We start from the raw sequence: 20044 nt of genomic DNA, 5'->3' as shown, positions 1-20044 counted from the left end.
CTGTTCAACGGTCCGTGGATCAGGGGAAATTGCTTCTGTCTGGTTCGGAGGGACGGTATCGGGCCACCGTCAATGAGCCGGTAATTCCGGCTCAGGGCATCAGTGCCCCGGCTGATGAACCGCCGATGTACCCGTCCGAGGGCATTGGAAAGAACGCTCTACCTGGTAGCCTTGGCCTGTGAAGAAGAAGCCCGTGAGTGTCGAGAAGCGGTCGGAGGATGCCTCCGGGCCCGTCGTCGCCACCCGTGAACGCATCGTCCGGGCGGCCTCGCGGCTGATGCAACGCCAGGGATACGACGGCACGGGGATCAAACAGATCTCCGCCGAGGCCAGCGCGACGCTCGGCTCGGTCTATCACTTCTTTCCGGGTGGGAAACTGGAACTGGCCGTCGAGGCCATCCGGCGCGGCGATATGGAGTTCATCGACGCTTTGCGTGCCGTGTTCGACGAGGAGAAGGACCCGGCCGACGCGATCGTGCTCCTCACCCGCAGGCTCGCCGACGGACTGCGCGGGTCGGACTGGATGGACGGCTGCCCGATCACGACCACCGCGCTGGGCGCCTCAGGCCGCTTTCCCGACATTCAGGCGGCGGCCTCCGAGGCGTTCACGCGCTGGCACCTGCTGGTGTTCGACAGGCTCTGCGAGGCGGGGATCGACGAGGACGACGCCCGTGCGCTCGCCCACACCGTGATCGGCACCCTGGAGGGTGCCGAGCTGACGGCTCAGGTGACCAGGAGCAGTGCGCCGCTGGAGGCCGCGGGCAGGCACCTCGCCCGGTTGATCGCGAGCTTCCGCGGGGCGCCCGTCGAACGGGTCTGACGAGACCCGTCCCCGCACACGCCAAGGGCGCGCGCACACCGGTGGCGTGCGCGCGCCCTCGACGCGGTTCAGGCCGTGGGCTTCTTGAAGGTCTCGATCAGGCTGGTGAAGCTGTCGGCCGCGTATCCGGCGGTGATGCCCCGTCGGAAGATCTCCAGGACGGCGGCGGGCAGTGCGGCGTCGACGCCGGCGTCCTTGGCGGTCTGCACCACATGGTCGACACTGGCCACGCCCATGGCCAGCCGGTCGACATCGCCCGGGTGCTCACCGGCGTCGATGCGGGGGGTGTAGAAGCCGAAGAAGTCGGGCATCGAGCCCACCGTGCCGGAGAGGTACGGCAGCATGTCCTGCGCGCTGATCCCGTGGGCGTCGGCCACCGCGAGCGCGTGCAGGTACGCGAGCGCGGTCGTCCAGAAGACATCCAGCTGCAGCTGGTAGTACAGCGCGGCCAGGCCCGGGTCCTCGCCCCGGTAGTCGGTCTTGGTGAGCACGTCCAGTGTCCCCTTGGCCGCCTCGAAGACGGGCCGGGAGCCGCTGTAGAAGGTGAAGGACTCCGGCTGGCCGATACCGGTGGGAGAGGCCTGCACACCGCCCGTGAGGTACTCGGCGCCGTGGCGGGCCGCCCACTTGGCCGCCTCCCGGGCCTTCTCCGGGGTGTCCGAACTGAGGTTGACGAGTGTCCTGCCCTCCAGCGCCTGCGTGGCGGGTTCCAGGATGGCGTACATCGCGTCGTAGTCGGTCAGGCTGAGGACCACCAACTCGCTGGCCGACAAGGCCTCGGCCGGGGTGGCTGCCAGCACGGCTCCCTTGGTCACAAGGTCGTCCGCCCTGCTCGCGGTCCGGTTCCACACGGTCACCTGGTGGCCGTTGTCGAGGAACGTGCTGGCCATGGCGTGCCCCATCGGGCCCAACCCGATGACGGTGACCGGCTGCTTCTGCATGAAGACCCCTAACTCGCTTCCCCATTGGATCGATCGTTCTAACCAGTGATCAGGCTAGCACGAGAGCTAAAAAGAACGCTCTAGTTACTGAGTTCAGACCGCGACTCGGTACTCGGCCACCAGCCGTTCGAGAACCGGTACGACCTCGGCAGGGCTCGGGGAGGCGAGGAGATCCCGTCGCAGCGCCTGCGAGCCATGCCGGAAGGAGGGCTCTTCCAGAACCCTGGTGACCATCTTGCGGATGTCGTCCACCGAGCACTCCTCGTGCCTCAGCACAAGCCCCACGCCCCGCTCGGTCAGATGCGCCGCGCTGATCGGCCCTTCCATGACCGCGTCGCCGTCCATCGCGACGATCTGCGGAACATCGGCAGCGGCGGCCGCGCACATGGTGCCGTAGCCGCCGTGATGGATCACCGCCGCGCAGGTCGGCAGCAGTTGGGAGAGCGGGAGGTAGTCGATCGTCCGCACGTTGTCGGGCACCTGGACGACACCCTCCAGCTGCGAGGCGTCCAGAGTGGCCACCACGTCGATGTCCATCTCGCCCAGTGCTTCGAGGAGATTGGCGATCAGCGGCGCGCTGTCCTTGCTGAAGGCGCGCATGGACGCGCCGAGAGTGAGGGCCACGCGCGGTCGGCCGGTGTGCTCGTGGAGCCACTCGGGCATGACGCCGGAACCGGTGTACGGGATCCAGCTCATCGGCACGGTGTGACGCTCCGTCGGCAGCCGCATCGCGGCGGGCATCGGATCAACGGTCCACTGACCGTGCAGCAGTTCCTCATCGAACGCCAAGCCGTACCGTTCGGCCATCGCGCGCACCGCCGTCACCACGGGGTCCTCGTCGGACAGCGCCTCACCCAACTCCTCCTTGCGCCGGGCGTAGCGCTCCAGAGACCAGCCCACGTGGTCCAGCCCCCACAGCAGCCGCGCGTGCGCGGCTCCCACGGCTCCGGCCGCCACCGCGGAGGCCGGCATCGTGGGGTCCCAGAGCACCAGATCCGGCTTCCAGCTCCGGCAGAACCGGACCAGCGCGTCCAGGACCGGCTGCGGGCGGTCGGGGCGGGCGTCGGCCGGCTGGAGGTCGAGCAGTGCCGGGGCGACATAGTCGCGGTGGAGACGCCAGATGTGCGTGGCCACCGGATCGTCGACGGGGTCGATCGCCATCGCTTCGGTGATACGCGACCAGGCCCGCCGGGACTCCTCGGAAGCCGGGTTGGCGGCACCGACCGAACGGGGCAGATCGTTCTCGTCGACGAGGGGGGCGGCGGCCAGCCCGGCGGCCGTGGTCGGGCCGGCCAGGGCGGGCCGGGAGGCCACACAGACCTCGTGTCCCGCTGCCTGGAGGGCCCAGGCGAGCGGCACACTCGGAAAGAGGTGTGCCGCCGCGGGCCAGGCGGTGAACAAGACGCGCACAGGTGTCTCCGATTCTTGGCTTCATTCGCGGATGTATGCGGGGCCCTGCACGTCGGCCGTCCATTCCTCGGCCAGCACGGACCAGACCTCCAGGTCCAGGCGTCGGTCCTGGACGGGGAGGTAGCTGCGCATGACACCCTCGTAGGACATACCGAGCCGCTTGGCCACGGCGATGCTGGGATGGTTGTCCGGCGCCACTCGCCACTGCACCCGGGACATGCCGCGCACGCGGACCGCCCAGTCGGTCATCAGGTGCGCGGCGGTGGTCGCAAGGCCCCGGCCCCGCACCTCCGGAGCCAGCCAGACCCCGAGTTCGCACAGCCCGGTCGCCGGCTCGAACAGCGCGAAACAGGTGCCGCCGACAAGCTCGCCGTTGAGGTGGATGCCGTAGATCCGGGCCCCGTCCTTGGCCTGGCTGTCCGCCAGGCCCTGCAGCCAGGACCGGGCGGGCCCGGTGTCCGTGACCTCGTGCACCCACGGCAGCCAGGGATCGAGATCCGCACGCACGCGGTCCATGAACGCGGCGAACTCGGCGGCCTGCCATGGCTCCGTCGGACGTAGTTCGACGCCGTTGCCGAGGTCTGCACCGAGCATGCTTTCTCCTGTCGTGACGAGCCGTCATTCTTCGTCTCTTGTGCCGAGCCAGAGCCCCAGCAACGTATGACGCGCGGTCAACGGCCCGGTCATCGAGCGGTAATCACGAACTGCCCCGGCGCCCGAGGCCGCTCGCCTGCCAGACTCCCCTCATGACCAGTGATCTTCTAACGGGGAAAGTCGTCCTTGTCACCGGCGCGAGCAGTGGCATAGGCGAGGCCGCGGCACGGGTGTTCGCGCAGGAGGGCGCGACAGTGGTGGTCACCGCTCGGCGGGAGGACCGGCTGGCCGCTCTTGTCGGCGCGCTGCGCGACAAGGGGGCGGAGGCGGCCCACGTGGTCGGTGACGTCCGGGTCGCCGAGGACGTGGCGCGGGCGGTGGACTTCGTCGTCGCCGAGTACGGGCGGCTCGACGCGGCGTTCAACAACGCGGGGATCGGCGGCGACCGCACGCCTCTGCATCTGATGACCGACGACGTCTACGACACCGTCATGGACACCAATGTCCGCGGTGTCTTCAACTGTCTGCGCCACGAGATCGCGGCCATGCTCGCGACCGGCGGCGGTTCGATCGTGAACAACAGCAGCGTCGGCGGTCTGGTGGCCATTCCGACCGCCGCCCCCTACATCGCGTCCAAGCACGCGGTCGTCGGGCTGACCCGGGCCGCCGCCGACGAGTACGCCAAGCAGGGGGTCCGGGTGAACGCCATCGCGCCGGGGACCACGCGCAGCGAGATCACCCTCGACTGGTTCGGCCGCAACCCGGGGCTGCAGGACCTGGTCAACTCCCTGACACCACAGGGGCGTACGGCCGAACCGGAGGAGATCGCGCAGGCGGCCGCCTGGCTGCTGAGCGACCGCTGCCCCTTCCTGACCGGCACGGTGATGCCGGTGGACGGCGGCTTCGTCAATCAGTGACAGCGGACCGGGGAACGCGTCCGGCGGCCGTGGACGGCGGTCGCGGCGCGCTCCCCGGTCCGAGGCGTCACCTCGCCGGCCGCGCCACCGCGGTGATGTCCGCGGTGAAGGCCGTCGCGTCGCCCTGGGTGCCCGTGACCCGGACGGCGACCCGCCCCGGGCCCTGCGGGCCGAGGACGCGTGCGTCGATCAGACAGGGCTGGTCGAACTCGACGTAGCGCCGATAGGTGGTGGCGACCGAGACGGGCACACAGACGCTCGGGGCCAGCAGAGCCTGGGCCGCCTGCTGGGCGGCCTCCCACAGCACCAGTCCGGGGACGTGATCGACCGGGTGGTCGAAGAGCAGCACATTGCTCACGTCGTTGCGCAGCTGCCAGCGGTGCGGCGCCCGCGTGGGTGCGAGCACCACGTCCACGGCTTGTCCCCGGCGGACGAGTCCGGGTTCGACGGGGTCGGGCAGTGGCCAGTCGCCCCAGGCGCCGGTGAGCCGGTCGCCGCGCACCCGCCGGTAGGCGGCCGGGGAGATCCAGCCGAACTCGGTGTCGGCGCGGGCCACGGGCTCGTCGTCCGGGGACGTGCGGATCTCCATGTGCATGGCGTGGGCGGCGCGTCTGCCGCTCCTGCCCGGGGCGACGGTGAGGTCGACGAGCAGGGTCGAGGGCTCGGTGTCCGGGACCCGGAAGTCCGGGGAGACGGTGACGTCCAGCCAGTTCAGCAGGGTCTGGTGATCCAGCGGAACCTCGTACTCGGCATGGGCGACGGCCAGTCCGCTCTGTCTGATCGTCTGGGTGAGGACGCGTGGATCGTACGGGTGGCCATGAGGGGCGGCGGGCCAGTCGAGACGCAGGGTGAACCTGTCCTCGTCGGTCCGCTGCCAACTGTCTATGAGAACGGCGTCGTTGTGTTTGAGGTGGGTGTAGGCACCCAGGAGTAACCGCGACGGCGATTCGCCCCGGGGCCGGGACGAACTGCGGGGCGCGACAGGGACTTCGGGCAAGATCTCCCCCTTGGATCCGGCCTGCAAGGCAGCTGCATGAGTTGCGTTGCTAAAGTACCGGCCCCCCGTCCGGTTTTGGAGATCGAGTAAGTGTGAGCTCAAGCACTAGTAAAGGAAAGGTCATGGTGGTGTGAGTGGCCAGACAGGAACGCGCGATCCGTACACGCAGAGCCATCCTCGAGGGCGCCGCCCGGATGTTCAACGAGCTGGGATACGAGGCCAGCACCATCGGCATGCTCATCGAGCGGGTCCAACTCACCCGGGGCGGCCTGTACTTCCACTTCACCTCCAAGGAGCAGCTGGCCCGTGCCGTGCTCGACGAGGCCGTGACCAGGGAAGGAGTCGTGCCGCAGGCCCTGAAGATGCAGGAATGGGTGGACCTGGCGCTGCTGCTGGCCTACCGGGTCCCCAGGGAGCCCGTGCTCAGCGCCTCGATACAGCTGTCGGTCGACCCCAAGGCGCGCTCGCTGTTCGGCACCCGCTGGCCGGACTGGATGGCCGTCTCGACCCAGCTGCTCACCGAGGCCAAGGAACGCGGCGAACTGCACTTCCACATCGAGCCGGCGCAGGTCGCCCGGCTCGTGGTCGGGGCGTGGACCGGTGTCCAACTGGTCACCGTGACACTGCCCGAGGGGAATCTGTCGGAAGAGGTGTCGGCCCTGTTCGCCCTCCTGCTGCCCAGCATCGTGCCGCCCGAGGTGCTGGCCAAGCTGGACACCTCCCCCTACCGGGCCGAACACCTGCTGGCGGCGGCCCGGTCGGCCGACGCGCCACCCGTGCCCGTCGCGCCCTCCTGACGCCGCGACCACGGTCCTGAAGGCGTCCACGGCCCCCGGCGCCGGCGAAGCCCGGTCTTCGCGCAAAGAAACCGGACCGGGTGACGGTTTTGTGTAAGAGTGGACGGGCGGGTGCGCGCGTTACGCCGCACCTCGTCGATCGCATGACCGACGTCAACAGGGGGATCCGTGCGTCTGAGCCTGCTCAAACCCGTCTGCACACACCTGGATTCGTCCTGCGAATCCCAGCTGGAAGAACTCGGTGCTCATCTCTTCGGATCCCTGCAGCGCAGCGGTCAGCGACTCAAGGCCGAGCGCTATGTGCGCGGTTTGCTGACCGCGCCGGGACGCAAGACGCTGCGCAACATCGCCGCCCAGTTCGAGGGCGGCGCGGCGCAGCAGAGCGTCCATCACTTCATCAGCGAGTCGCCCTGGGAGTGGACGCCGGTGCGCCACGCCCTGGCCCGGTACGCGCAGCGGCACCTGGCCCCGGAGGCCTGGGTCGTCCGGTCCACGATGATCCCCAAGGTCGGCTCGCACTCGATCGGTGTGGACCAGCACTTCCTGCCGCACATGGGACAGACCGTCACCGGCCAGCAGGCCATCGGGACGTGGCTGGTCTCCGCCCGGACCGCGGTGCCCGTCGACTGGCGGCTGCGGCTCTCCGGCCGCTGGCTCAGTGGCCCCCTCCGGCAACGGGCCGGCATCCCCGCCGGGGTCACGGCCGACACCCTCGACGAGTGCGTGCGCGAGGCCGTGGACGCCGTCACGGCCATCCCGGGAGTCCAGCGCGGCCCGGTCGTGGTGGACGTGGACGGCGTCGACGCGGTGGCCCTGGCCCGGCACCTCGCCTCCGCCGGCGTCCCCTTCGTCGTACGGGTCGACCCTCAGCAACAGCTGCGCATCGACCGCTCGGAGCTGCCCAAGTACGGCGATCGGGTGCGTACGGCCGCGGAGTTGGCCTCCTCCCTCGTCAGTCTGCGGCAGCAGATCAACTCGGGGGAGCGCCCGACGACAGCCGTGGCGGTACCCGTCACCGCCGCCGCGCCGACCGCCGCGGGAGGCGGTGGCGGAGGCATGACCCTGGTGGGCGAGTGGCCGAAAGCGGTCTCCAGGCCCGGGAAGCTGTGGCTGGTCGGCGGCGGTGTCCAGTCGCTGCCGCTGGTCCTGTGGCTGACCGTGCTGCCGCTCGTCGTCGCGCGCGACTTCAACGCGATTGCCGACAAGGTGGGGATACGGGACTTCGCGGGCCGGTCGTTCCCCGGCTGGCACCGGCACGTCACCCTGGCCTCCGCCGCCCATCTGGCCGTCGCTCTGGACAGCGCCCCGGTGCTCTCCGGCGCCTCCCTCGCGGCTCGAAAGTGACGTGCTCCACATGAACAGACCTACCGTCCGGTAATGTGACACTCTCGGTCCGGCACAGAAGACTCACAGCCCTCCACTGCCTACCGTCGGAGCTGTCTGGATCGACCACCCAGGCACCGACACGAGCGCCTGACGGCGGCGGAAGGAGCGTGTGGCCAGTGCAGTTCCACCTCATCGGCCCTTTCCGGATCACGACCGATGAAGGCGACACGTTCGCTCCGAAGGCGCCAAAGATCTGTCAGATGCTCGCGGTGCTGGCGCTCCAGCCGCGCGAGCCCGTCGCCACGGAGACGCTGGTCCGTGAACTCTGGGGAGAGAACCCGCCGAGCGGCGCTCCGCGCACCCTCCAGACGCACGTCTACCACGCCCGCCGGATGCTCCACGACGCACAAGTGGTCTCCGGCGAGAGGAAGTTGTTGCTCACCCAGGCACCCGGCTATTTCCTCGACATCGCCCGGAGCGAAGTGGACGCCTGTGTCTTCGAGGAACTCGTCCGCAGCGCCCAGCGGGAACTCCACCAGGGCGCACCCGAAAAGGCCGCCGCCCACCTGGACCGGGCCCGCACGCTGTGGCGCGGGCCCATGCTGAGCAATGTGCCCATAGCCGGGGTGCTCACCGGCCGAATAGCCCATATGGAAGAACTCAGAATCCGGGCACTCGAACTCCGCGTGGAAACCGAGTTCCAGCTGGGCCGCTACCGGGAGGTCCTCCCGGAACTGCGCATCCTGGTCAACGACCACCCGCTGCACGAGTGGTTCCACGGCCGTCTCATCTCCGCGCTGCACCGGGCCGGGCGCCGGGCCGAAGCCCTCCAGGCCTACCAGAACCTCTACTCCGTGCTCAGGCGGGAACTGGGCCTGGAGCCCTCGGAGGAGCTCCAGCGGCTGCAGGCCGAGATCCTCAACGCGGGCACGGACGACCACCTCCTGCCGATGCGCCGCCCCAAGAACCCCTCCGCCACCGCCGGGTTCGCCCCGCTGTGGGCCACGGTCGCGGCCAGCTGACGGCGGACCGTCCGCCGGCCCGGCCGGGGCGTCACTCGCAGACGATCTCGTCCCGCGGCGTGTAGTGCGTACGGAACGGCTCGCGCTTGACCTCTCGGCCGTCGGCGACGAAGACCCGTTGCACGGTGACGTCGAAGCCCTCCAGCGGAGTTTGCGGTACGCACTGTTCGTCCGAGTTCACCTTCTTCTCCGGCTCCTTCACGTTCGTGCGCGGCCCCGTGACCGACCCGATCTCGTCGTACTTCTTGGTGCCGAGGAAGGTGATGGTGACGGAGGTATCGGTGGACTGGGCCTGGATGTAGATCGCGTTCCCGGAGTCGTTGGCGAAGCGCAGGTCCAGGCTGCCCCAGGCGACCGTCGCCTCGCGGCCCTCGGGGTAGCGCTCGATGTAGAACGAGTGGGCGCCGTACTCCAGGGGCTTGACCCCGGCGAAGAACATCGCGTTGAACACGGTCGTGGCCACGGCGGAGACACCGCCACCGGGTGCCTTGGTGAACTCGTCGTTGAGGATCATGATGCCGTCGACGAAGCCGTTGGCCTCGGTGCGTTCGCCCACGGTGCGGTTGAAGCTCCAGGTCTTGCCGGGCATGACGACGGAGCCGTTGATGAGCTCCACCGCCCGGCCGATGTTCCGTGTGCGGTACGGCGCCGCCTCGAAGTTGACCGTGAAGGACGACATCTTCTCCCGCAGGCCCAGCCGCGCGGCGTTCTCGGCGGTCACCTGCGGCTGGATCACGCGCGCGTCCACCTCGCCGGTGCGGGCGGTGCCCGACCTGGTCAGCAGCGGCAGCACGGCCTCGCCGAGCGCCTCGTCGGTGATCCGTACGCCGGACCTGGCGTCGTCGGCCGCCACGACCCGGTCGCCGGCCAGGCGCAGCGTGGCGTTGCGGGGCTCGGCGGGCAGGCCGAACAGGTTGCGGGCCACCACGGGGGAGGCGCGCAGGCCCTCGGCGTCGAGCTTCGGGGTCAGCCTGCCCTTGTCGTCCGGGCGCATCGTCAGGTACTCGCCGAGGTCGTCCGGGGAGATCGTGAACCGGCGGTCGGCCGCCGCGAGCCTGATCGGTGCCGACATCGCCGGCTCCGCGAAGTCGCGCACCGCCCGCCGTACCTCCGCCGCCGTGACCTCGGGTTTCGTCTCCCGGGCCGGCAGGGCCGTGACTTCGCCCGCGTCGCCGCGCAGGAAGGACTCCCGCAGCGGGGCGACGGCGGCGGCCGTGTCCAGCGCGTAGCCGTTGTGCGGGGCGACCTGGCGGACCTCGCCGTCCGCGAAGCCGACGGCGCCGTCGCGGACCTTCTGGTCGAGCGACTTCGCCACCTTCTTCAGTGCTGCCTGGGCCTTGTCCTCGTCGACCTGTGCGACGGGCTGGACGGGGCCGCCGGAACGGAACAGCCCGCCGATCACGGTGAACGGATCGGCGGCGTGGGTCCGTGACGCTCGGTCGACGGTCTCGGCGAAGTCGAAGGTGATGCCGGCCTGCCGCGGATCGACCGTGCCCTCGCGGTCACCGACGGTCACCGCGAGGTCCCGCGCACCGGCCGACCCCAGCCGCGCCTCCAGCTTGCGGACGGCCTCCGCACGGCTCAGCCCGCCGATGTCCACCCCGCGCACGGTCGTACCGGCGTCTATGTCCCCGCCCGCCAGCAACAGCCCGGCCAGATACAGCCCCCCGACACCGACGGTCAGGGCGCCGCCGGCCAGGACTACGGGCGGAATCGAGGCGATACGGGATGCGGAGGGGTTTCGCGGAACGGAGGGTACGCGCAGGCGCATGGGTCTCCCAGGATCGACAGGACGAGCGCCGACGACACGGCGCTGTGCGCGAGGCAAGCACATCCAGCTAGCCATATCCGGACGAAAACGCCTATGTCGCAGACCACGTCCACCCCAGATCACGCACACGCCGCAGCCGTGCCCGTCCCGGGGGACCGGGTTGGGGGCGGGGAGTGGCCTTGCTCACTCTGCCCTCGTCCCGGTGCTGGGTGGGGTGCGGCAACCGTCCGGTGGGGGCTGAGGTCTCGTCGCCGGGTGCGGGGCCAGGCTGTGCCCACCCGTTCCGCCCTGCGGAACGACTGCCCACAGCCTGGCCTCTGCGGAACGACTGCCCACAGCCTGGCGGGCCAGGCGCGGGAGGGTCGGCCGTCCTTCACGCCCCCGACCGCACCTCCCCCTTCTTCTCCTCGGGCTCCCCGGGCGCCCCCTCCGCCGCCAGTGCCCGGTTGCGGCGGACGGAGGCCAGGAAGGACGCGGCGATCAGTACGACGCCGATCAGGCCGGTGATGATCTCGCTGATCTGGTGCTGGATGGTGATGAGGAGGATGGCGGCGAGGGCGCCGATGGCGTAGTGGGCGCCGTGCTCCAGGTAGACGTAGTCGTCGAGGGTGCCCTGGCGGACCAGGTACACGGTCAGGGAACGGACGTACATCGCGCCGATGCCGAGGCCGAGGGCCATCCAGAAGATGTGGTTGGTGATGGCGAAGGCGCCGATCACGCCGTCGAAGGAGAAGGAGGCGTCCAGGACCTCCAGGTAGAGGAACATGAAGAAGGCGGCCTTGCCGGCGAGGGCGACCGGTGAGATCGGCCTGCCTTCCGCCCTGGCCTTCTCCTCGGCCTCTTCCTCCTGTTCCTCCTCCTCTTCGATCTTTTCCTCGAAGTGGGCCGAGAGGCCGCCCACGACGAGATACGTGATCAGGCCCGCCACCCCGGACAGCAGCACCGTGGCCGCCTTGTCCGCGTGCCCGGTGCTGACATGGGCGTGGGTGGCGAAGGTCATCGCCGTCGTCAGGAGGGCGACGAGGGCGACGCACACCGACAGCATGTCGATCCTGCCGAGCTTGGCGAGCGGGCGTTCCAGCCAGGTCAGCCACTTGATCTCACGGTCCTCGAGGATGAAGTCGAGGAAGATCATCAGCAGGAACATGCCGCCGAAGGCCGCGATGGCCGGGTGGGCGTCGGTGACCAGGTCCTGGTAGCGGTCGGGATCGTCGAGGGCGAGCTGGACCGCCTCCACGGGCCCCACCTTGGCGCTGATCGCGACGATCACCACCGGGAAGACCAGCCGCATCCCGAACACCGCGATCAGAATGCCGACCGTGAGGAAGATCCGCTGCCAGAAGGCGTTCATCTTCTTCAGGATCCCGGCGTTGACGACCGCGTTGTCGAAGGAGAGGGAGATCTCCAGGATCGACAGGATCAGCACGATCCCGAAGGCCTCCCAGCCCCACTGCCACGCGGCGAAGGCGAGGCCGACCACCGTGACGCCGAACGACCAGCCGAAGGTTCGCAGCATCATCGTCACCTCACCCCGCCGCCTTCACGGCGAGGACCGGACAGTCCACCCCCAGCAGGATCTGCTGGGCCGCGGACCCCATGATCAGTTTCCCGACGGCACTGCGCCTGCGCAGACCGATCACCACCAGGGACGCGTCCGTCTGCTCCACCAGCTCGATGATCTCCGCGGCGGCGTCCCGGGCGCCGAGGACCTGACGGATGTCGAAGTCGACGCCCAGCGCCGCGAGGTCCTCGCGCACATGGGTCAGATCGGGCTCCTGGGCGAAGCGCGGATCCACCAGGGCGTCCCCCCTGGTGGTGTTCACCACCAGCAGTTTCTCACCGCGGCGGCGGGCCTCGTCGATCCCCGCCCGCAGGGCCGCCTCGCCCTCGGGGGAGGGGACGTAGCCGACCAGGATGGTCATCTCTGCACTCCAGACGTCTCAGGCGGCGGCGTTTCGCGCACGCAGGGGACTTACCACGAAACGGCGAACCAGCGGCCACAACAGGACCAGCGCGATCACCGCGTAGACCGAGTACGACACCGGACCGCCCACCAAACCCGACAACTCGCCACCGGACAACTGAAGGGAACGCCGGCCCTGCAGCTCCGCACGCGGGCCCAGGATCACCCCGACGATCAGCGGCAGCACCGGCAGCCCGAACCGTCGCATGGCGAAGCCCAGGAGACCCAGGGTCAGCAGGAGGAACAGGTCGAGCGGCTGGGCGTTGACGGCGTAGGCGCCCATCGACGCGAAGAACAGGATGCCCGCGTAGAGGTACGGACGCGGGATCTGCAGCAGCTTCGCCCATGCCGGGGCCAGCGGGAGGTTCAGCAGCAGCAGGAGCAGGTTGCCGATGAAGAGGCTCGCGATCAGGACCCAGACCAGGCTCGCCTCGCGTTCGAAGAGCAGCGGGCCGGGCTGGATGCCGTACGACTGGAAGGCCGCCAGCATCACGGCCGCCGTGGCGTTGGTCGGGAGGCCGATCGCCAGCATCGGGACCAGGGTGCCCGCCGCCGACGCGTTGTTCGCCGCCTCCGGGCCCGCCACGCCCTCGATCGCGCCCTTCCCGAACTCCTCCGGGTGCTTGGTGAGCCGCTTCTCCGTGGCGTACGACAGGAAGGTCGGGATCTCCGCGCCGCCGGCCGGCAGCGCCCCGAAGGGGAAGCCGAACGCCGTGCCGCGCAGCCACGGCTTCCAGGACCGCTTCCAGTCCTTCCCACCCATCCACGGGCGGCCCACCGGGATCACCTCGGCCGGCTTGCGCCGCAGATGCGCGGCCACCCACAGCGCCTCGCCGACCGCGAAGATGCCGACCGCGACCACGACGACGTCGATGCCGTCGGCCAGCTGCGGTACGCCGAGCGTCAGCCGCTGCTGGCCGGACACCGAGTCGATGCCGACCAGGCCGATCGTCAGGCCCAGCAGCAGGGATATGAAGCCCCGGACGCGGGACGAGCCCAGTACCGACGTCACGGCTATGAAGGCCAGCAGCATCAGCGCGAAGTAGTCCGGGGCGCCCAGGCTGACCGCGAATTCCACCACGAACGGGGTGATCAGGACCAGCAGCAGGGTGCCGATGGTGCCGGCCACGAAGGAGCCGATCGCCGCCGTGGCCAGGGCCTGGGCCGCGCGGCCCGCCTTCGCCATCTTGTTGCCCTCGATCGCCGTCACCACGGACGAGGACTCGCCGGGGGTGTTGAGCAGGATCGAGGTCGTCGAGCCGCCGTACATGCCGCCGTAGAAGATGCCGGCGAACATGATGAACGCCTGCACCGGCTCCATGCCGTACGTCACGGGCAGCAGCAGGGCCACCGTCATCGCCGGGCCGATGCCCGGCAGGACGCCCACCGCGGTGCCGATGACGACACCGACCAGGGCGAGCAGCAGGTTCAGCGGATCCATCACGTCCGCGAAGCCCTGCATCAGGTTGTTCAGGTTCTCCGTCACGGGCCAGGCCTCACAGGATTCCTTGCAGGACACCGGCGGGGAGGTTCACGCCGAGGCCGATCGCGAACGCGTAGAACGTCGTGAGCGAGAGCGTCACCGCGATCAGCAGGTTGCGGAAGTAGTGGCGGTTGCCGAGCGCGAACGCCGTGCCCCAGAAGAGCAGCGCCCCGCTGATCACCCAGCCGAGCCGCTCGATGAGCAGCGCGTTCGCCACGAACACGGCGATCAGCAGCAGCACGGTGCGCCAGTCGCTGCCGCTCGTCAGGTCGACGTCCTCGCCGCCCTCCGGCTCACCGCGGCCGCCCCGCGCCACGTCCACCGCGTACAGCGCCGCGAGCAGCAGGAGCAGGCCGCCCAGGATCAGCGGGACCGCGCGCGGGCCGACCGGGTCGGTGCCGCTGGTGATGTGCGGGATGCCGAGGGCGTCCACGATCACGGCGCCGCCCAGCAGGGCGAGGAACACGCACACGCCGTACTGTGCGCGGTCCCCGCCCTCCCGCGGCGGAGGGGAGTCCTCCACGGTCGTTTCGTCCTTCACCTCGGAGCTCATGCGAGCCCGAGCTCGGCCAGCAGGTCGGCGACCGCCTTGTCCTGCTCGGTCAGGAAGGTGCCGAACTCGTCGCCGGTGGCGAAGGCGTCGACCCAGCCGTTCTTCTTCAGCTGCGCCTGCCACTCCTCGGAGTCGTGCATCGTCGTCAGCGCGTCGATCCAGGTCTTCTTCTGCTCGGCGCTGATGCCCGGAGGGGCCACGATGCCGCGCCAGTTGGTGAAGACCAGGTCGATGTCCTGGTCCTTGAGGGTCGGGGTGTCCTTCAGCGCGTCGATCGGCTTCTCGCTGGTGACCGCGAGCACGCGCACCTGGCCGGCCTCGATCTGGTCGAGGAACTCGCTGAACCCGCTGGCGCCGAACGCGATCTTGTCGCCGAGGATGGCCGGAAGCAGCTCGCCGCCGCCGTCGTAGGAGACGAAGTTGACGTCCTTCGGCTTGATGCCGACGGCCTTCGCCAGCTGCATCGGCAGCAGATGGTCGGGACCGCCCGCCGTCGAACCCCCGCCCACGGCGAACTTCTTCGGGTTCTCCTTCCAGGCGGTGACGAGGTCGTCCATCGTCTTGTACGGCGAGTTCTTCGGCACGACGATCGCGCCGGCCTCCTCGATCAGCTTGGCGATCGGCGTGGTGTCCGTCAGGGTCGCCTCGGACTTGGAGGTGTACGAGGCGCCGACGACACCCAGGCCCATCTGCATGGCCATCTTGCCGTTGCCCTTCTCGTTCACCAGGCGCTGAAGGCCCACGGTGCCGCTGGCGCCGGGCAGGTTGAACACCTGGACGCCGGAGGCGACCTTGGTGTCCTGCATGACCTGGGTGACGGTGCGGGCGGTGAGGTCGTAACCGCTGCCCGGGGTGTTCGGGACCATGAGGCGCAGTCCCGTCACGGGCTTGCCGTCCCCGCCCCCGCTGCCCTCCTCCTTGTCGGCGGTGGCGCCACAGGCGCTGACCGCGACCATCGACACGGCGGCAAGAGCTCCGACAACTGCGGCTCGTCGAGTTCTCATGGCTCATCTCTTTCGCTCGGCCCGTTCCGGCGCCATGATTGTGCGATTCCTGAGACACCCCGTCTCGGTTCTGTGACCATTGAAGGTTGAGTTCATAGTGGTCATAACGGCACGGCAAAAATGGAGCGAACGGCACAGACGGAGCCAGACGCTCGCCGGTGAGCTGCTCGTATGGCAGCTCGCCATTGTCGTGATCGTGCTGGCCGCCGTGGCCGCGGTGTCGCTCGCGCAGTCCAAGGCGACCTTCGACCGGGTCGAGGGACGCCGGGTGACCGCGCTCGCCGAGGAACTGGCGAGCAACCCCCTCGTCCGCACCCAGCTCGTCCGGCCCGCCCCCGCCGAGATGCTCGCCCCGCTCCTCCAGTCCACGCTCACCCGGGCCGGCGTCACCTCCGCCACGGTCTCCGACGCCGACGGGAAGATCGTCGCCTCGACCAACCCCACCCTCGTCGGCACCCGGATGCCGTCCGAAGGACCGCGGGTCACCGAGGGCCGCGGCTGGTCCGGCGAGCTGCCGGTGAACGGCGTCACCGAGCTGGTGGCACAGGCGCCCGTACTCGGCGCCGCGAACGCCAACGCCGGGGACCACCTCGGCACCGTGATGATCGGACGGGCCTCGCCGTCGGTCTGGCAGCGACTGGTGGGCGCCTCGTCCTATCTGCTCGTCTACCTCGGCGTCGCCAGCGTCCTCGGGATCGCCGGCTCCTGGCTGCTGGCCCGGCGGATCAAACGCCAGACCTTCGGCATGGAGCCGCGCGAGATCGCCGGGCTCGCCGAACACCGCGAGGCGATGCTCTTCGGGATCGCCGAGGGCGTCGTGGCTCTCGACCCGCAGCAGCGCCTCACCCTCGTCAACGCCGTCGGCCGCGGACTGCTGGACCTGCCCGATACCTGCGTCGGGATGAACCTGGCCGACCTGGGCATCGAGGGACGGCTGTACGACGTCCTGGCCGGGACCGCGCGCGAGGGCGAGCCCGGCGATCTCGCGCGCCGCGACGAGGTCGTCATACGCCGTGGCCGGGTCCTGGTGATGAACCGGATGGACGTCACCAAGGACGGCCGCCGCCTCGGCTCCGTCACGACCCTGCGGGACCGCACCGAACTCGCCCAGATGGAACGGGAGTTGGGCTCCTTCCGCAGCACCACCGAGCTGCTGCGCGCCCAGGCCCACGAGTTCTCCAACCAGCTGCACACCATCTCCGGGCTCATCCAGATCGGCGAGCACGACGAGGTCGTACGGTATGTCCGGGCCCTGCGCAAACACCGCGAGTCGCTCGACCTGAACCTCACCAGCCGGGTCCGCGACCGGGCCGTCGCCGCACTGCTCATGGCCAAGTCGGCGCTGGCCGCCGAGCGCAAGGTACAGCTGAGGATCTCCGAGCGCACCGCCCTGGACCAGCTGGAGCCGACCGACTCCGCGGACGTGGCGACCGTCCTCGGCAACCTCGTCGACAACGCGGTCGACGCGGCCGCGAGCGGCCCCAGAGCGGAGGACGGCGACTCCGAGGCGACCGAGGCATGGGTGGAGGTCGAGCTGCGCCAGGACGCCTCCAGCGTGGAGATCGTCGTACGGGACTCGGGGCCGGGCGTGGCGCCCGAGCTGGCGCAGGAGGTGTTCCTGCACGGGTTCACCACCAAGGCCGCGCAGGGCGGCGACCGGGGGATCGGACTGGCCCTGACCCGGCTGGTGTGCAAACGCCGGGGCGGCGAGGTGTCGGTGGCCAACACGCCGGCCGGCGCCATGTTCACCGCCCGGATGTCCGTCGGCCGTCCGGCCGGCCGAGTGACGGAGGGGGTCAGATGACGGAGAGAGCCCGATGATCGATGTGCTGATCGTGGAGGACGACTTCATGGTGGCGCGGATCCACCGCGGATTCGTCAACGACGTCGACGGGTTCCGGGTGATCGGCACGGCGAACTGCGGGGAGCAGGCGCTCACCGCCGTCGCCGAGCTGCAGCCCGACCTCGTGCTGCTCGACCTCTATCTCCCCGACATGTTCGGCCTGGAGATCATCCCCCGGCTGCGCACCGCCGGGCACGACTGCGACGTCATGGTGATCAGCGCGGCACGCGAGTCCGACGCGGTGCGCGGGGCCGTACGCCAGGGGGTCGTCGACTATCTGCTCAAGCCGTTCGACGCCGAGGACCTGCGGGCGCGCCTGGAGCGGTACGCGGCGCGGCGCAGCAACCTGTACGCGGCGGTCGTCAGCGGGCAGTCCGACGTGGACCGGGCGCTGGCGCGGGGCGCGGCGCCGTCCGCCCCGGCGGCCGCCCTGCCCAAGGGGATGAGCGTGGAGACCGCCGAGCTGATCGAACGCGAGCTGCGGGCGGCCGACGGCAGCCTCTCCGCCGCGGAGTGCGCGGCGCGGCTCGGGGTGTCACGGGTGAGTGCCCGGCGCTATCTGGAGCACTTCAGCGTCACGGGGCGGGCGGAGGTGTCCCTGCGGTACGGGCAGGCGGGCCGCCCGGAGCGGCGCTACAGCTGGGTGGACAGACACTGAGCCGGCAGGGCGCTACGGCCTCTCCCACGCCCTGCTGCCGCCCTGGTCCACCGGGCCGGCCAGCTCCACGATGTCGTCGGAGGCGATGTCGTGCAGCCTGATGGCGAGATCCTCCAGGGCGCGGCTGGCGGCGAGTTCGTCGCCGATCTCCGGGATGGGCCGGTCGATCGGATTACGGTGGGCCACGCCCCGGCCGGTGACGGCGGACGCGTCCTGAGAAGCGTCCTCGGTGGTCAGCACGGCCTCGGCGCGGGTGTCGTCGCCGTCCTCGGTGATGTGGATCCGGACGGTCCAGTCCTTCTGCTTGTCTGCCATCGAGATCACTCCCGTACGGATTGAGGGGCCGGCCCCCTCACAGATCGAGCGTGCGCCTGTTGCCGGGCGGGGTCCAGCGCAGGTCGGCGGCCCGCTCTCAGGGACGGTCTCAGGGGCGGTCTCATCCGGCGGAAGCAGCCGCGCGCCCATCCGCTCCTCCTACGGAGGCATGACAAGTGCCTCCGTGGGCACGATGTGCCGAAAGGTTGCGGAGAGAAGGCTGGTCGCAACGGACCCGAGATACGAGGAGGGCGCCATGAACCGCCAGACCCACGTTCGCGTTCGTGTCACCCGCCGGCCCGCCGCTCCCCGCGACACCAGGGGCGAGATCGACCGGCGCACGCCCTCGGGGCGGATTCTGCCGTACTAGACCATCGGGGCCCGGACCGGAACCGAGCGCGGATGCCGGCGCGGCTCAGTCGATCGGGTCCGGCTCCGGGTCCTGATCGAGGGCCGGGTCCGGGGCCGAGGCCAGCTCCATGGGCTCGATCTTGCCCTCCAGCATGGTGCCGAGGCCCTGTACGGCGCAGACGTCGGGGCGCTCGGCGATGTGCACGGGCATGCTGGTGGCCCGCCGCAGCATCTCGTCGAAGCCGGGCAGCAGCGCGCTGCCGCCGACCATCATGATCCCGCGGTCGGCGAGGTCGGCGACCAGATCGGGCGGGCAGTCGCGCAGCACCTTGCCGATGCTGTCGAGCACGGCGGTGAGCGGGGTCTGGATGGCGTGCCGTACGGCGGCCGTGTCCACCTGCACGGAACGGGCGAGGCCGGTGCAGATGTCGCGGCCGTGGATCTCGGTCGAGGCCGGGCCGTGCGGGGTCAGCCCGTTGCCGGACAGGGCGAGCTGGAGCGGGCGTACGTTCTGGCTGGGCAGCATCAGCTCGTGCTGGTGCCGCAGATGCTGCACGATCGCGTGGTCCACGGCCTCGCCCCCGACGCGGATGCGTTCGGCGGTGACGATGGCGCCGAGGGAGAGCACGGCGACCTCGGTCGCGGCGGCCCCGCACACCATGATCATGCTGGCCTCGGGCTGCTCCACGGGCAGCCCGCACCCGACCGCGGCCGCGATCAGCGTGTCGACGAGTTCGACGCGCCGGGCGCCCAGGCCGACGAGGGTCTCGATGGCGGCGCGCTGGGCGAGCGGGTCGGCGTCGTGCGGCGTGCAGACGGCGCCCCGCAGGAACGGCTTGCGGCGCAGGGCGCGGCGCATCTTGTCGCCGAGCAGGTGCCGCAGCATGCGCTGGGCCATCTCGATGTCGACGACGGTGCCGCCGGACACGGGCCGTACGACACGGATGTAGTCCGGGGTACGGCCGGTCATCCGCTCCGCGAACTCGCCTACCGCGATGAGAGCGCCGGTCCGGGTGTTGACGGCCGCGGCGGAGGGCTGGTCGACGACGAGCCCGGCGCCCCTCACATAGACGCGGGTCCTGGCCGCCCCCAGGTCGACGGCGAAGTGGCAGCGGCGGAGCTGCTCCAGCGTGGCGGTCATGGGGGGTCCTCCCGAAAACGCAGACCATGGGTCCGCCGGGTGGGTGGCGGGCCTCGCTTGGGGTGTGTGGGGTCGATGTGTGCGGGGCCGCCGTGCGACGGGCCTCCTTGACATCGATCGTGCGGTCCGCCTGGAGGG

At 70.2% G+C, this 20044-nt stretch carries 19 protein-coding genes; 7 read left to right on the top strand and 12 right to left on the bottom strand.

Annotation, left to right across the window (positions count from 1 at the left end):
• Positions 1 to 178 precede the first annotated feature (178 nt).
• Positions 179 to 820: a TetR/AcrR family transcriptional regulator gene (locus L0P92_RS13710; RefSeq protein ID WP_372497256.1), complete on the top strand. Its 642-nt coding sequence runs from the start codon at positions 179 to 181 to the stop codon at positions 818 to 820.
• Between the two features lie 68 nt (positions 821 to 888).
• Here the strand turns inward: L0P92_RS13710 and L0P92_RS13705 are convergent, their stop codons facing one another.
• The 3 genes from L0P92_RS13705 to L0P92_RS13695 form a co-directional block, all read right to left on the bottom strand.
• Complete coding sequence (locus tag L0P92_RS13705; RefSeq protein WP_234762869.1) at positions 889 to 1761, bottom strand: NAD(P)-dependent oxidoreductase; 873 nt, start codon at positions 1759 to 1761, stop codon at positions 889 to 891.
• A 93-nt stretch (positions 1762 to 1854) separates the two neighbouring features.
• The gene (locus L0P92_RS13700; RefSeq protein WP_234762868.1) at positions 1855 to 3171 is read right to left on the bottom strand and encodes an activator-dependent family glycosyltransferase; all 1317 of its coding nucleotides are present in this window, start codon (positions 3169 to 3171) and stop codon (positions 1855 to 1857) included.
• A 21-nt stretch (positions 3172 to 3192) separates the two neighbouring features.
• Positions 3193 to 3765, bottom strand: coding sequence for a GNAT family N-acetyltransferase (locus L0P92_RS13695; RefSeq protein ID WP_234762867.1), 573 nt, complete (start codon positions 3763 to 3765; stop codon positions 3193 to 3195).
• 152 nt (positions 3766 to 3917) lie between these two features.
• Here L0P92_RS13695 and L0P92_RS13690 point away from each other — a divergent pair, with 152 nt between their 5' ends.
• The gene (locus L0P92_RS13690) at positions 3918 to 4682 is read left to right on the top strand and encodes an SDR family NAD(P)-dependent oxidoreductase (RefSeq protein ID WP_234762866.1); all 765 of its coding nucleotides are present in this window, start codon (positions 3918 to 3920) and stop codon (positions 4680 to 4682) included.
• Between the two features lie 67 nt (positions 4683 to 4749).
• On the opposite strand, the gene L0P92_RS13685 is transcribed toward L0P92_RS13690, so the two are convergent.
• Entirely contained in the window at positions 4750 to 5679 is a 930-nt protein-coding gene (locus L0P92_RS13685) for a ScbA/BarX family gamma-butyrolactone biosynthesis protein (protein ID WP_234762865.1), read from the bottom strand.
• A gap of 134 nt (positions 5680 to 5813) precedes the next feature.
• Here L0P92_RS13685 and L0P92_RS13680 point away from each other — a divergent pair, with 134 nt between their 5' ends.
• The 3 genes from L0P92_RS13680 (at position 5814) to L0P92_RS13670 (ending at position 8824) form a co-directional block, all read left to right on the top strand.
• Positions 5814 to 6476 carry a ScbR family autoregulator-binding transcription factor gene (locus L0P92_RS13680; RefSeq protein WP_234762864.1) on the top strand — a complete coding sequence of 221 codons (663 nt, stop codon included), beginning with the start codon at positions 5814 to 5816 and terminating at the stop codon, positions 6474 to 6476.
• 168 nt (positions 6477 to 6644) lie between these two features.
• Positions 6645 to 7820, top strand: a complete 1176-nt coding sequence (locus L0P92_RS13675) for an IS701 family transposase (protein ID WP_234762863.1) — start codon at positions 6645 to 6647, stop codon at positions 7818 to 7820.
• Positions 7821 to 7978: 158 nt separating this feature from the next.
• Positions 7979 to 8824 (top strand): AfsR/SARP family transcriptional regulator, encoded by an 846-nt coding sequence (locus L0P92_RS13670; RefSeq protein ID WP_234762862.1) that lies wholly within the window; start codon positions 7979 to 7981, stop codon positions 8822 to 8824.
• Positions 8825 to 8855: 31 nt separating this feature from the next.
• On the opposite strand, the gene L0P92_RS13665 is transcribed toward L0P92_RS13670, so the two are convergent.
• From L0P92_RS13665 to L0P92_RS13640, 6 genes are all read right to left on the bottom strand, one after another.
• Complete coding sequence (locus tag L0P92_RS13665; protein ID WP_234762861.1) at positions 8856 to 10595, bottom strand: VanW family protein; 1740 nt, start codon at positions 10593 to 10595, stop codon at positions 8856 to 8858.
• Between the two features lie 373 nt (positions 10596 to 10968).
• Positions 10969 to 12114 carry a DUF475 domain-containing protein gene (locus L0P92_RS13660; protein ID WP_234762860.1) on the bottom strand — a complete coding sequence of 382 codons (1146 nt, stop codon included), beginning with the start codon at positions 12112 to 12114 and terminating at the stop codon, positions 10969 to 10971.
• Between the two features lie 7 nt (positions 12115 to 12121).
• On the bottom strand, positions 12122 to 12517 hold the full coding sequence (locus L0P92_RS13655; protein WP_234762858.1) for a universal stress protein: 396 nt from the start codon (positions 12515 to 12517) through the stop codon (positions 12122 to 12124).
• An 18-nt stretch (positions 12518 to 12535) separates the two neighbouring features.
• Positions 12536 to 14020, bottom strand: a complete 1485-nt coding sequence (locus tag L0P92_RS13650; protein ID WP_234762897.1) for a tripartite tricarboxylate transporter permease — start codon at positions 14018 to 14020, stop codon at positions 12536 to 12538.
• 34 nt (positions 14021 to 14054) lie between these two features.
• Positions 14055 to 14564 (bottom strand): tripartite tricarboxylate transporter TctB family protein, encoded by a 510-nt coding sequence (locus L0P92_RS13645; RefSeq protein ID WP_234762857.1) that lies wholly within the window; start codon positions 14562 to 14564, stop codon positions 14055 to 14057.
• Between the two features lie 26 nt (positions 14565 to 14590).
• Positions 14591 to 15598 (bottom strand): Bug family tripartite tricarboxylate transporter substrate binding protein, encoded by a 1008-nt coding sequence (locus tag L0P92_RS13640; RefSeq protein ID WP_234762855.1) that lies wholly within the window; start codon positions 15596 to 15598, stop codon positions 14591 to 14593.
• Positions 15599 to 15695: 97 nt separating this feature from the next.
• On the opposite strand from L0P92_RS13640, the gene L0P92_RS13635 reads away from it, so the two are divergent.
• Together L0P92_RS13635 and L0P92_RS13630 are read left to right on the top strand one after the other, a co-directional pair.
• Entirely contained in the window at positions 15696 to 17402 is a 1707-nt protein-coding gene (locus L0P92_RS13635; RefSeq protein ID WP_372497255.1) for a sensor histidine kinase, read from the top strand.
• Between the two features lie 13 nt (positions 17403 to 17415).
• Positions 17416 to 18099 carry a response regulator gene (locus L0P92_RS13630; RefSeq protein WP_234762854.1) on the top strand — a complete coding sequence of 228 codons (684 nt, stop codon included), beginning with the start codon at positions 17416 to 17418 and terminating at the stop codon, positions 18097 to 18099.
• A gap of 12 nt (positions 18100 to 18111) precedes the next feature.
• Here the strand turns inward: L0P92_RS13630 and L0P92_RS13625 are convergent, their stop codons facing one another.
• On the bottom strand, positions 18112 to 18414 hold the full coding sequence (locus L0P92_RS13625) for a DUF1876 domain-containing protein (RefSeq protein WP_234762853.1): 303 nt from the start codon (positions 18412 to 18414) through the stop codon (positions 18112 to 18114).
• Between the two features lie 415 nt (positions 18415 to 18829).
• Positions 18830 to 19906, bottom strand: coding sequence for a rod shape-determining protein (locus L0P92_RS13620; RefSeq protein ID WP_234762852.1), 1077 nt, complete (start codon positions 19904 to 19906; stop codon positions 18830 to 18832).
• Positions 19907 to 20044: the final 138 nt, after the last annotated feature.

This window comes from Streptomyces muensis (assembly GCF_021474425.1).
Classification (GTDB): domain Bacteria; phylum Actinomycetota; class Actinomycetes; order Streptomycetales; family Streptomycetaceae; genus Streptomyces; species Streptomyces muensis.
The sequence above is the reverse complement of the archived record's forward strand: the minus strand, read 5'-3'. Positions and strand labels throughout refer to the sequence as shown.

Excerpts from the sequence above, each read along its gene's own strand:
- L0P92_RS13705 (WP_234762869.1), bottom strand. The coding sequence starts at position 1,761 with ATGCAGAAGCAGCCGGTCACCGTCATCGGGTTGGGCCCGATGGGGCAC.
- L0P92_RS13695 (WP_234762867.1), bottom strand. The coding sequence starts at position 3,765 with ATGCTCGGTGCAGACCTCGGCAACGGCGTCGAACTACGTCCGACGGAG.
- L0P92_RS13690 (WP_234762866.1), top strand. The coding sequence starts at position 3,918 with ATGACCAGTGATCTTCTAACGGGGAAAGTCGTCCTTGTCACCGGCGCG.
- L0P92_RS13665 (WP_234762861.1), bottom strand. The coding sequence starts at position 10,595 with ATGCGCCTGCGCGTACCCTCCGTTCCGCGAAACCCCTCCGCATCCCGT.
- L0P92_RS13660 (WP_234762860.1), bottom strand. The coding sequence starts at position 12,114 with ATGATGCTGCGAACCTTCGGCTGGTCGTTCGGCGTCACGGTGGTCGGC.
- L0P92_RS13655 (WP_234762858.1), bottom strand. The coding sequence starts at position 12,517 with ATGACCATCCTGGTCGGCTACGTCCCCTCCCCCGAGGGCGAGGCGGCC.
- L0P92_RS13650 (WP_234762897.1), bottom strand. The coding sequence starts at position 14,020 with ATGCAGGGCTTCGCGGACGTGATGGATCCGCTGAACCTGCTGCTCGCC.
- L0P92_RS13640 (WP_234762855.1), bottom strand. The coding sequence starts at position 15,598 with ATGAGAACTCGACGAGCCGCAGTTGTCGGAGCTCTTGCCGCCGTGTCG.
- L0P92_RS13630 (WP_234762854.1), top strand. The coding sequence starts at position 17,416 with ATGATCGATGTGCTGATCGTGGAGGACGACTTCATGGTGGCGCGGATC.
- L0P92_RS13625 (WP_234762853.1), bottom strand. The coding sequence starts at position 18,414 with ATGGCAGACAAGCAGAAGGACTGGACCGTCCGGATCCACATCACCGAG.
- L0P92_RS13620 (WP_234762852.1), bottom strand. The coding sequence starts at position 19,906 with ATGACCGCCACGCTGGAGCAGCTCCGCCGCTGCCACTTCGCCGTCGAC.